The organism is Colwellia psychrerythraea, from assembly GCF_000764185.1.
In the GTDB taxonomy this organism is placed as follows: domain Bacteria; phylum Pseudomonadota; class Gammaproteobacteria; order Enterobacterales; family Alteromonadaceae; genus Colwellia; species Colwellia psychrerythraea_B.
In genome coordinates this window covers 240120-252810 of the sequence record NZ_JQEC01000057.1, presented here as the reverse complement: position 1 = coordinate 252810, position 12691 = coordinate 240120, and the positions used below count along the sequence as shown (strand labels likewise).

General features: G+C 38.8%; 8 protein-coding genes. 4 read left to right on the top strand and 4 right to left on the bottom strand.

Annotated elements, in window-relative coordinates; genetic code table 11:
- Positions 1-403: 403 nt before the first annotated feature.
- Both GAB14E_RS03055 and GAB14E_RS03060 read right to left on the bottom strand, forming a co-directional pair.
- Positions 404-3526 (bottom strand): efflux RND transporter permease subunit, encoded by a 3123-nt coding sequence (locus tag GAB14E_RS03055; RefSeq protein ID WP_033084064.1) that lies wholly within the window; start codon positions 3524-3526, stop codon positions 404-406.
- Complete coding sequence (locus GAB14E_RS03060) at positions 3526-4671, bottom strand: efflux RND transporter periplasmic adaptor subunit (RefSeq protein ID WP_052094043.1); 1146 nt, start codon at positions 4669-4671, stop codon at positions 3526-3528. Before GAB14E_RS03060 ends, GAB14E_RS03055 begins: the two co-directional genes overlap by 1 nt.
- A 189-nt stretch (positions 4672-4860) precedes the next feature.
- Between GAB14E_RS03060 and GAB14E_RS03065 the strand changes: the two genes are divergently transcribed.
- Both GAB14E_RS03065 and GAB14E_RS03070 read left to right on the top strand, forming a co-directional pair.
- Positions 4861-5718 carry a hypothetical protein gene (locus GAB14E_RS03065; protein WP_033084063.1) on the top strand — a complete coding sequence of 286 codons (858 nt, stop codon included), beginning with the start codon at positions 4861-4863 and terminating at the stop codon, positions 5716-5718.
- A gap of 137 nt (positions 5719-5855) precedes the next feature.
- Positions 5856-7376, top strand: a complete 1521-nt coding sequence (locus tag GAB14E_RS03070) for a methyl-accepting chemotaxis protein (protein ID WP_033084062.1) — start codon at positions 5856-5858, stop codon at positions 7374-7376.
- A gap of 22 nt (positions 7377-7398) precedes the next feature.
- On the opposite strand, the gene GAB14E_RS03075 is transcribed toward GAB14E_RS03070, so the two are convergent.
- A complete protein-coding gene (locus GAB14E_RS03075) occupies positions 7399-9447 on the bottom strand; it encodes an alkaline phosphatase D family protein (RefSeq protein WP_033084061.1) in 2049 nt (682 codons plus the stop codon).
- A 99-nt stretch (positions 9448-9546) separates the two neighbouring features.
- Positions 9547-11052 (bottom strand): MocR-like pyridoxine biosynthesis transcription factor PdxR, encoded by a 1506-nt coding sequence (gene pdxR, locus GAB14E_RS03080; protein WP_033084060.1) that lies wholly within the window; start codon positions 11050-11052, stop codon positions 9547-9549.
- 82 nt (positions 11053-11134) lie between these two features.
- Between pdxR and GAB14E_RS03085 the strand changes: the two genes are divergently transcribed.
- Both GAB14E_RS03085 and GAB14E_RS03090 read left to right on the top strand, forming a co-directional pair.
- Entirely contained in the window at positions 11135-11800 is a 666-nt protein-coding gene (locus GAB14E_RS03085; protein WP_231562107.1) for a GNAT family N-acetyltransferase, read from the top strand.
- A complete protein-coding gene (locus tag GAB14E_RS03090; RefSeq protein ID WP_033084059.1) occupies positions 11787-12536 on the top strand; it encodes an FMN-binding negative transcriptional regulator in 750 nt (249 codons plus the stop codon). The genes GAB14E_RS03085 and GAB14E_RS03090 overlap by 14 nt, the downstream gene beginning before the upstream one ends.
- Positions 12537-12691 lie beyond the last annotated feature (155 nt).

Sequence of the window (12691 nt, the reverse complement as noted above, 5' to 3'; positions counted from 1 at the left end):
CTACGTTTAACGCTGTGAATAGGATAAAGGGGAATATTGAGCAAGTTCTGCTTATCCAGAGCTCAAGTTACCTACTTAAATAATAGACTTTATTGAATGTTAGTAAAGAGTTATAAAGCCTGAGCAGGCAGTTTTTTAACCTGGCGTATTAAAAGTATGTAAGCCATACCTGCTGCAACTTCAATAACGGACTTTAGTAGTATGTGCTCACTGACATTTATAGACATAAGCTAAGCTTTGAACCGAAAAATGTCCCTTTATGTTATGTCCATACAAGTATCAAATAACACTTGGAACATAAAAAAGCCCCTAACAAATCAAGTCTGTTAGGGGCTTTTATATTTATTTCTTTTTTACTGAGTAAACTTACTTATTGCTTATAACTAAGTTTACCTTAATACAATTATTGAAGTTTACCTTGCTGCTCAAGACTTTCAATTTCATTAGCAATAGCTTGTGGTGAGCCTGTATTACGACATAACCAGTAATATGCACCAGGCACTATAAACAGAGTAAATATACTCGCTAGAGATACACCAGCAAAAATAACCACCCCAATAACCATACGACTTTCTGCCCCTGGCCCAACCGCTAATACTAATGGAATGGCACTGGTTACTGTGGTAAAAGTGGTCATTACGATAGGGCGTAAACGCTGCTGAGAAGCACTAATTAGTGCTTCTTCAAAAGCAATGCCTTTGTCACGTAATTGGTTCGCAAATTCGACGATTAAAATACCATTTTTTGCTGCTAAACCAATGAGCATAACAATACCTATTTGACTGTAGATATTTAAACTCATGCCCATCAATTCGAGCCCTGCGAGTGCACCTACTAATGCTAGTGGCACAGTAAGTAGAATAACAAAAGGATGAATAAAACTTTCAAACTGTGCAGCTAACACCAGATAAGTAATTAGTAAGGCAAGCAAGAAAACAAACAAGATAGAGTTGCCCGATTCTTTAAGTAATAACGACTCGCCTTTATAATCAATCTGCACATGTTCTGGCAGTTTATTTTTGGTGACATCCACTAAAAAGTCTAGTGCTTCACCTAGGGCATAACCATCAGCTAAGTTAGCTGTGATGGTTATACTACGTAAGCGGTTATAACGATTAAGTCGTGATGAAGTAGCATTTTCTCCGATGTTTAATAAGTTAGCCAGTGGAATTAATTTATCGGTAGTGCGTGAACGAACATAAAGATTATCGATATCCGCAGGACTCTGGTATTGCTTTTCATCACCCTCAACAATAACATCATATTCTTCACCTCTATCAACAAAAGTAGTGACGCGGCGTTGGCCCAACATAGTCTCTAAAGTTTCGGCGATATCACCTACTGGTACACCTAAATCATAAGCACGTTCACGGTCAATTTGCACAAGTAACTGTGGATAGGTTTCTTGATAATCACTATTAACATTTGATAAATTAGGATTTTTTTGCGCTTCAGTGATCAAAATATCACGCCACTCGGCCAATTCTGCAAAGGTATTTCCTTGCAATACAAAAGAGACAGGGGCATTACTGCCACCACCGCCACCAATGCCACGACGCATAATAGCAAAAGCGCGCACATCGGTAACACTTTGTACATCTGCATTTATTTTATTAATAAAACTGAAGGTATCAATGCTGCGTTCATCCCATTTTGGTAGCCCTACAATGGCAATACCACCACTCCCACCAAAACCTGGCACTCGCACTAAGACACGATCTAATTCGCCCTCAGCTTGATAACCTAATAGTTTTTCTTCAATTTTATGCATGTTTTTAACGTTATTTTCATAACTCGCACCTTCAGCACTTTGCATAATTAAGAAGAAATTACCGCGATCTTCTTTTGGCGTGTATTCAGACGGCAGTTTATTAAACAGTAAAAATACCGCAGCTAGCGACAAGCCCAGCACAAGTACAATAAGAATGGGCTGATGAATACTGTTTTTCAGGGCTCGACCATAAGCAAGCTCAAAACTGGCGAAGGCACGATCAAGCTTTTGACCAAATGAAGAACTACGCTCCCTGTGTTTTAACATTTTTGAGCACAACATTGGCGTTAGAGTCAAAGCGGTTAGGCTTGAAAAGACAACGGCTGCAGCAATAGCAATGGCAAACTCAGTAAATAAGCGTCCCATGTTGCCTGATAGAAATACCAAAGGAACAAATACAGCAACCAATACTAAAGTAGTGGCAATAACGGCAAAGGCTACTTCTCTGCCACCTTCATAAGCTGCCATCAATGGTGTTTGACCATTCTCTATGCGTCGATAAATATTTTCCAGTACCACAATGGCGTCATCAACCACTAAACCAATAGCCAATACTAAGGCCAGTAAAGTTAATAGGTTAATTGAAAAACCAAACCAAGATAACGCCATTAAAGAGCCAATTAAAGCAACGGGGACAGTCACCGCTGGAATTAAAGTAGCACGAACGTTACCTAAAAATAAGAAGATAACCAATACCACCATTAACATAGCAATAATTAAGGTGTTATATACCTCATCAATTGAGCCTTGAATAAAGACCGAGCTATCATAACTATTGGTAATGGTTGTGCCCATAGGCAAAGTGCTACGTATGGACTGCATTTCTTTTCTAGCGGATTTAACTACATCGAGTGTGTTGGCTTTAGATTGCTTGATGACGCCCAAGCCGACCATGTTTTTGCCATTACCTCGGAACATATTTTCATCATCTTGTGCGCCAATGAATACTTCAGCAACATCACCTAAACGTACTACAGAGTTTATTTCTGAGCTACTTTCTGAATTGCCTACTGAGTGACTAATTACCATGTTGGCAAAGTCTTGCTCAGATAAATAACTACGCTCTACCCGAATAGAAAAATCTCTATCTATTGACTCAATTCGTCCTGCCGGTAATTCAACATTTTCATCACGTAGGGTACTTTCGATATCTTGCACAGTAATATTACGTGCTGCCATAGAAACACGGTTAAGACGTATTTTCATGGCATAAGTACGGCCACCACCTACTTGTACACGGGCTACACCATCAACCACAGCGAAGCGATCAACGATATAACGGTTAGCATAATCGGTTAGTTCTAACGTGCTCATGGTTTCGCTTTGTAAAACAAACCAAACTATTACATTTTCATCATCATTGGCTTTTGAGACTTCAGGTGGATCAGCCTGCTCTGGTAAATTATTTAATGCTCGAGAGATACGATCACGAACATCATTTGTAGCTGCATCTATATCACGGTCTAAGTTAAATTCAATGGTAATGCTTGAACGACCAACACGACTATTAGAATTGATGGTTTTAACCCCCTCAATACCACTAATTCTATCTTCAAGTAATTGGGTTATTTTGGTTTCAACTATGGCGGCAGAAGCCCCCGGGTAATTGGTACTGATGTTAACAATAGGCGGATCAATATCAGGGTATTCTCTTAATGGCAGCATTAAAAAAGCAACAATACCAAAGGTGATAATAAGTAAGTTTATTACCGTGGCAAAAACCGGTCTCTTTACCGATAAATCAGATAATATCACTAGGTTTGACTCCCAGTTTCAGCCGAAACTGACTTCTCTTCAGTTTTATCTTCTATAACTTCTTGACCAATAATACTCACTGCTGAGCCATCACGTAACTTAAGCGCGCCTTCAACGACTACTTGTTCACCTTCAACTAAACCTGAAACAACTTCCACCACACCAGGGTGACGACGACCAATCTTTATCGCTTTACGAACGGCTTTACCTTCCTCTTCTAGGAATACATAGTGTTTATTTTCAATAGGTATAATGCTACTTTCAGGTAATTGCAGTATGTTTTCTACTTGCAATAAGACGCTTATATTAAGCAACATGCCGGGGTGCAGTTTTAACGATTTATTACTGATAGTAGCGCGAACTTTGATACTACGGGTAGTTGAGTCTATACGACTATCAATAGCAGAAATTTTACCAATAAACTCTTTATCTCGATAAGCGGTATTAGCAGCGCTCACTTTCTGACCGACGTGTATATGGGTTAATAACCGCTCAGGTAAATGAAAGTCAACTTTGATCATACTCAAATCGTCTAAGCTAGTAATAGTATCACCAGAATCAATATATGCACCTTTACTCACCTCTCTAAAGCCAAGTACACCGGAAAATGGCGCACGAATGGTTAAATCGTTTAACTTAGCCTTAGCACTTACTAGCTGCGCTTCTATCGCTTTAGTTTTCGCTTCTTGTTGTTCCACTAAAGATTTCGATGTAGCTCGACTAGCAAGTAACTCAGATAAACGCTTTAAATGTGCCCGTGATTCTGACAAATTTGCTTTTAACTCACTCACTTTTGCTAATTCTTCTTGGTTATTCAGCTTAACCAATACCGCACCTTTTTTAACCCTTTGCCCATCTTCAAAGAAGACTTCATCAACAATATCTGAATATTTACTGGTAATAACTACTTGTTCGTTGGCTCGTGCTGTACCAACCGCTTCTACACTCTCAACAAACTCAGCCAATACAACTGACACCATTTTTACCGCAACAATACGTTTGTATTTACTTTTTTCTTGTTTCGCTTCTGGCCATTGCAAATAAGTAATTAAAGCAACAAGAATAGTAAGTATAATGAATAAGGGTAAACGGCTGGTAACAGCCGAAGTGCTTGAAGTCGTTGTTGACACAGACTTATTTGTCATAAAGAAGTTCTCTAATAGCATAGTAATGGTGTGATAAAATAGTGCATTTCACACCTAATCTGGCGGATAATTGCACACAAATACTATAACCTATAGACCATTTAATAGCATTTACCTAGACCGTAACTTAGCTTAAAATATTAACCACTTAACGCAAAATAGCGCAAATTAACGTAAAAGAGAAAAACATTGAATAAATTAGCTGTACTAGCCTTTACCCTATTAGTATTTTTAAGCTCCATGTTATGGTATCTCGCCAATGGCTCATTAAATGATTACCTGAAAAGCCAAGTACTGTTACAAACTCAGTATTATAGTGGCCAAGAATCACACTTGCTGAGTGCTGATTTTTCAAATAATACCGGCATTACTAATTTTCTAGATTTCTCCCTTAGTAATATAGATGGCTTAACCCAACCGCTGGTATTTAATGTCGATAAAATAAGTGTACAGTTGGGTGAGCTTGCTACCAGCCAGTTTGACGCCCCCAGCGTCGCAAAAAAAACCACCACGTTAGTGCATGTTAAAGAGCTTCGTTTTAGCAAATTTCAAGCTTGGTCAGAGCTTACTAAAACAAGTGAAACAGGTGTAACTAATCTGGACATTTTAGTTAAAAAAATTGAGAAACAACTAGCAACTGATTACCCCGCTTTATACCCACAACTCAGCGCTGAACGCTATGCAAAAATGTATCCTGAGCGTAGCGAAAAATTAGCATTAGAAAATATAGATAGCAGCCAAAAAATAGCCAAAGTTGAAACCAACCAAGCGATAATAGCCTCCAAAGAAGCTAAGCAAAAAAAGCGTTTGTTAGGTAAAGCAATAACCCGTGTTCGCATTAGCTCAGTACTTATTGAAGAATTAAGCCTGACTATTATTAAAAATAATAAGGTGATAACCAAACGTTTTGATAATATCGAGCTAGGCAGAATTGGTAATGAAGATGGCTTAGACAGTAATCAATTAGGCGGCGAACTACTTAGACGATTACTTAAAGAGTTAATCCGTATTGAAAAAGCTAACACTATGGAAAACTTGGCTAATTAACTTAAACAGCAAAAATCAATAAATCTTGTAGATGATTAAAAATAACTAAAGTTCGCTCATTATTGCCGATATAGATCAAAGCGATAATTTTATCTTACTGTTAAAGTTATCATAACCCTCTTTATGTTGTGCAAACTATGTCATCTACTATGAAACAATTAATTTCTGTTACCGATTTAAAGGGTAATTATACCTATGTTAATCAAGCGTACTGCCAAACCACTGGCTACCAAGAAAATGAACTACTTAATGCTGATACACGCAGTTTAACCCATTCTAAAATGCCTAAAGTAGTGCTTGATGAATTGTCAGCGACTTTATCAAAAGGTTTTTCATGGCAAGGGTTATTACAACTAAAAAGTAAAGCGGGTAAAATTGTTTGGCTTGATGTTTTTATTACCCCACAATATAGCCAAAATAAAGTTATCGGTTTTCAATGTATCAGTACCGTTGCAAGCACTAAACTTGCCCGCGATGCTGAACACATCTACCAAGCGCTCAACAAGCAAAATAACTGGGTAACTTTTGAATTTACTAAGAACCATAAATTTAGTTTTTTAGTATTGCTCTCAGTTTTAGCTCAAAGCTATATTTTTACTCAGCTTGGTCTACTTGCTTCAGTTATTGCTGGCATAAGTGCTGTTACCCCTATTATCATATTTTGGTCAGATATAATCCCTACGGCTATGCGTGCTCAGCGCATGCAAACTGTATTCGACTCAGTATCACGTAAAGTTTATTTTGGTAAAGGTAGCGCCAGCGTATTTGATTTTAACTTCTCCCTATTAAAAACTAAAATTAAAGCCATTATTGAGCGTACGCTCGACGCCGCTAAACCAATAAAAGCGGTTATGGCCAAAGTAAGCCAAGGTTTGACCGATACTCGAAGTACACTAGCGCAACAAAAAAGTGATTTAGAGCAATTAAGTACCGCAATGAGTCAAATGCAACAATCAACACAAGACATTGCCCAGAACACTGTCGATGTTGCCAGCGAATTAGAGGTGACTTTCGAGCATTGTGAGCAATCACAAAAAAGTATTTATGAAACCAGTGACAAAATAGGCCAATTAGCAAAGGCGGTCGAGAGTGCTTCAAGCTCTGCCGATAGCTTAACGAAATCGGCTAATAATGTTGGCGAGTTAATGGAAGATATTCAGTCAATTGCCGACCAAACCAACTTACTGGCTTTAAATGCTGCCATTGAAGCAGCACGCGCAGGTGAACATGGCCGAGGTTTTGCTGTAGTAGCTGATGAAGTACGTAACTTGTCATCACGTACACAAGAGTCAGCTGAAAAAATTCATCAACGTTTGACCATTATGCTCAATACCATAGAACAATGGGTTGCCTTAATGAATAAAAATAAAGATGAAGCTCAGTACTGTGTTGATAGCGCTCAAGCATCGCATCAGCAAATTGATTTAGTGGTAGAAAAAATGCAAAACATTAACCAAGCCGCGATCCAAATCGCTACGACCGCAGAACAGCAATCATGTGTATCCCATGAAATTAATAATCACTTAACTGATATTGCCGACAATACTGAATCTACTTGGCAGCAAACCGATAGTGTTGCTGAGCAAATGCAAGAGTTGGCTAAAAGTGTTGACGATATCGCCGATTTAGCCAGTACTTTTGTCCCAAAATCAAGGTAAGTAGTTAGTCAAAAATGAAGAGCTAGGGAACTAGCTCTTCATTGCTCTCAATAAATACTGTTCTACTACCGTCACAATGTAAGTCGGCAATCAAATGTGGTGAGCCATCATCATTAAGCTCTAAATACCCTAAGCCACTTTTCGGCTGCAACCTTTGATGACCTAGTTTTAGCTTTTCAGCCTTAGCTTGTGTTCCAGCTGGCCGCTCTCCTTGAGCATCGGTGCTAAGCATTAATTTACGACCTTTAATACGCATAGAGCGGCGTTTGGTAAATAAATTTAACGGTGAATAAGGCCCATAAAACCAGCTGTTCATTCGGTCAAAGATAGTTATAAGTGGCTGCGGAAATTGGTTCTTAATACCACTGGAGGTAATTTGCCAAATATGGGGTGAGTGATGACGAAATCTTAACTCAACATCGTAAACAAAAGAGTAATGTACATCGCCGGAAAGAATCACAAAGTGTTGTGGAGTTTTTGGGTGTTTAAAAATATTCAATAAGGTACTGGCAGCGCCCGGATGCGCCATCCAATTTTCGGCATCTACCGCCAATGGCTGACCTGCTATAGTGGCAATACGCTGAATGGCCTCTATGATCTTAACACCGAAAATAGGTGCTGGTGACACCAATAATATTGACTCATGACCTATCAACTCTTGTTGCAATTCACATAAAGCCTCCCAGTCCATTAACCCTGAGGGTTCATCCAAGGCATGCTCTGAGCGCCAGCGTCTTGTTCGGCTATCAAGCACCACTAATTTAGGCTGACTATCAAGAGTGTATTGCCAATGGGAAAATTTCAATAAATAATCAATAAATTTGTCTTGCTGATTACTTCCTTCTAGAAACTTACCTTTTAGACCGTTTTCTTGTTGTGGACTAGCTGGTTGTACGGTTTCGAATTGTTGTTGATAAAGATCGGCCTCTCGCCAAAAATCACCTTCAAATTGTTTAGGATCATTACCCCACCCCTGACACAGCCAATAAGCAAATAAGCTATTGCCAATAATGCGTTTTGCTAACGGGTCTTGATAAGCCGCTTGCTCCCAAGCAGCGGTTAAATTCCAATCATCGGTGACATCATGATCATCAAAGATCATGTAAGTGGGGATATGCGCGAGTAAACGTTGAACTTTATGTAAACCACTAACAAAGTTTTTAATTGCCGCCAACTCTTGCTGATGAATTGCCTGGTATTTTCCAGGGACATTAAAGCCCTCTAGCTCAACATGCTGCCATAAAGTCTGTGACCATACTAAAAAGTACATTGCCATATTTTCGGCAAAGGTCATCACATGGTTATGGGCATAAGTAGAGGTAAAGATGTTCTGTTGTTTAGTTGATTTAAGGAAGGTGGATCTAAACCAAGTCGCTGTAGAAGTACTTTTAGGTAATAGTAATTCCCGTTGAAAATATTGATCCCTAGACTGATAGAGCTCATTGCCACAGGTGATGCCCTGCTGAGCTAAATTGCTATCAGTAAAACTTTCATCATTTAAGCCCAAAAGAGTAATAACTTGATGAATAGCATAAAGCGTAACACCTGCAACATGATCAGCATAAATTTGATCGCCAGACATCATCAATAACGCTGGCCTTTTCTCTACATCCGTTAAGTTTTTTTCAACGAGACGATCACCGGCAATTAAGCTATCTTGGCTAGCGTGATGAGGATTTCGACACGAGCCGTGCAGTAAGTTAGTAATAGTTTCTTGAATTATAAATGAAGGTCTATTGCAATCACCAAATATCAGATGCGGAACATGATCAACTAATCCTCTCGTGTTATCTTTTACTTCAAGGGGATTAGTGAGCAGCAAATCATATTCAATATATGTCTCAACAGGAAAGTTAATGCTTACATCGAGAAGATGAACAACGGCTTTTTCGCCAACACGAAAAGTCGTTAAATTAGTAGAGTTTAACGCTGCAATAAAAATAGCATTTTTTTTATCATTTAAATAGCAACGAATTTCGCCGCTGCACTCAAAGGGACTAAGCCACCACAAGACTAACTGCTGTGAGGTTAAACGCCGTAAAATTGGTCCTACTAATATATCTGCTAACACTTAAATCTCTAATTGTTATGGATGAAACAAATGTTTATCTCGTAAACAAGCATTAATAGCAAGACGAAATTGTTAACTATTATTTACTATAATATAGGCTTAATCACTTAACACACCATAAAGCGCTTTCATTACAATATTCAAACCTTGCTCTACTTCCAATTCATTCATTGCAGCAAAACCTAAGCGAATAAAACGATACTCGGTATTAGGCAAGCGCTTAATCATGTTAAATTCTACTTCCGTTTGTATGTAGACCCCGTTAGACATTAGTTTTTCTTTCAAACCAACAACGGATTTACCGGTATCAAGCCATATAGCCATGCCGCCAGCAGGAATTTCAAAGTGTATTGGCAAGCCCTGGCTTTGGTAATCTTGTAGCAGTAAAACCATAAAATCACGACGTTTTTGATATAATCGAGTCATACGGCGCAAGTGCCCTTCAAAACCTCCTTGCTGCATCCACTTAGCCACAGATTGTTGCACTAAAACATTACTCTTGTGGTTCATCAACACCTTATAAGCAGCCAATTGCTCAATTAATTCATCATTTGCCACGACATAACCTATGCGCGCACCGCCAAACATAAGTTTTGAAAAGGTAGAAATATAGATAACTAAACCCGCGGGATCATCGCTAGCCATAGGGGCAATGGGCTGGCTATCATAATGAAACTCATGATCATAATCATCTTCCACAATAGCAACACCATATTGCACAGCTAACTGATAAATTTGCATACGCCTAGTGATATCTAGTGATACTGTCGTTGGGTATTGATGTAACGGCGTAAGATAAAGCAACTTTACTTTACCTTGTGCAAATACTTGCGCTAAATGCTCAGGGTCTAAACCGCGATCATCTTGTTTGATGGCAATTAAGCTCGCGCCGCTACGTTCAAAAGCAGCCCAAGCGGGTGGATAACCAAGTTGCTCAACTGCAACTTTATCACCAGGTTGTAACAGCAGTTGTGAGATCATATACAAGGCTTCTTGTGAGCCATTGCAAATCATCAACTCTTTATCGGTAATCGAGCGAACACGCCTTAGATAAGTGGCGATCTCTTCAATCAGTTCAGTTTCGCCTCGACTATCACCATAACTTAAATCATCAATTTTAGGTCGCTGGCAAACTTGAGAGAAATGACTTTTAAATTCAAGAAAAGGAAATTGTCTAATATCAGGCTGACCACCGGAAAAATTATAACTATATTGACTGGCTTTAACCTTTGCCGTGACTGGTAGATCTTGTTTGAAGCGAAATTTCCAATCAAAACTTTGTTGTGTTTGTCTAACCTTATTTACTTGCCGGCTCGCTTGAATTGGTAAGTTTTTTACCACCCGATAAGCCGAGCGTTCTTTTGCTTCGACCCAACCTTGTGCTACCAATTCAGCTAGCGCCGCCATAATCGTATGACGATTGACAGACAACTGCTGAGCAAGTTTACGCGCTGAAGGCAATACTTCAGTAGGTGTCACTTGTCCTTCTTTAATGGCTTGTCGCAGTGCATCGGCAATAGCTAGGTATTTTGCTTGCTTAACTGCTGACTTATTTCTAGCTAAGCTATCAGAACACAAAGTTAAATTTAGGGTTAACGCTTTCAATCTGGTCTATCAACTTTTAACAATCTGGTTGTAGTAGTTATACCAAAGGTAATCATAATAACAACCACAAACTAGACCTTTTATGAAACAACTTATGCTAACTACTGAAAAAATTAATAATAATGCCCTTACAACTACATTAAAACCGATCACGCTAGAGACGAGTTTAATAAAATTGATTCCTATGACCTTAGATCACCTTGATGGTTACTGCCTAGCTGGGAACTACTCGCAAGTTTGGCAACACATGCCCATCAATCGCTGTGAAAATTATGATATTGCCAAGTCTTGGATGAAAGAGGCCATCAATGAAATGACGCTAGGTCGTGAAATTGCCTTTATCACCATTGATAAACAAACGGATAAAGTTATCGGCTCAACAAGACTGTTTCGTTACAACAACAAAGATAAAACAATTGAACTTGGCCACACCTTTATTACCCCAGATTTTCAACGCAGTTATGTGAACTCACATGCCAAGTTCCTAATGCTTAAACATGCTTTTGAGCAGTTAAAAATAGCTCGTGTGGAAATATGCACCCATGAAAACAATCAGCAATCACGTACCGCTATTACCCGTATTGGTGGGCATTTTGAAGGTGTTTTAAGAAAACACCGCCGCAGCCCTAATGGCGATTATAGAAATACGGCATTATTTAGCATTATCGATGATGACTGGTCTCGGGTGAAACAGCAGTTATTATCAACAACAAGCAATCCCGAGGAATTCAATCATGTGTCAAGTTAAACAACACATTGCGCCGAAGTATCCAGCTGAGCACTTTGTTAACATCAAACAACAGCTTGCTTTACTTGATGTTATTGAACAAAGGCCATTAGCAACATTACTTTACCTTGATAGCAACGTTGAACTTCAGATTAGCCATATTCCTTTTCACTTTAACGAAAGTACAATAACGAGTATTAAAGAAAAACCGCATCAAGAATTAATAGGCTATGAGTTAATGGCCCATGTTAGCAATCAACACCCATTAGCGCAGCACCTTAGCCCTACAGGCCTAGGTGAAAGTAAAAATATAGCGCCATTAATTATCACACTAATATTTCACGGTGAAGATGATTATATTTCCCCTAATGATGTCAGTGATGAGCAAAGTACCCAACAAAAAGTGCCTACCTGGAACTATGCCAAAGTTCATGTTGTTGGCCACGTTACTGAGGTTAGCCACAGTGATGAAAAATATCAGCATATGTCAACTAGCAGTGACTATTTTGAGCAAATAAAAGTGCAACAAGCACTAACATCTGCAGATAAAAATACCCCTTGGTCACTCAACGATACACCAAAACAAGCCATTGCCCACATGCTTAACGCCATAACTGTTTTTAAACTCACTATTAGCCATATTGAAGGTCGCTTTAAACTAAGTCAAAACAAGCCCATACCAGTAAGAATAGAAATTGCCGAACAAGTGGCGAGGCGAAAAAAAACTTTTTTAGCACAACAAATTCGTCAGCTTTAAATGAAGGGTAATTTTATCCCTTTGTCCTAAATTGCGAAGCCTTACTTTTGCTGATATCTTATTTACCAATGGTTAACACTTTTACACAAGTATTGACCTTTCTTATCAAAATAAATAAATAAAATAGCGATATAGCCACACGCAATAATAATACA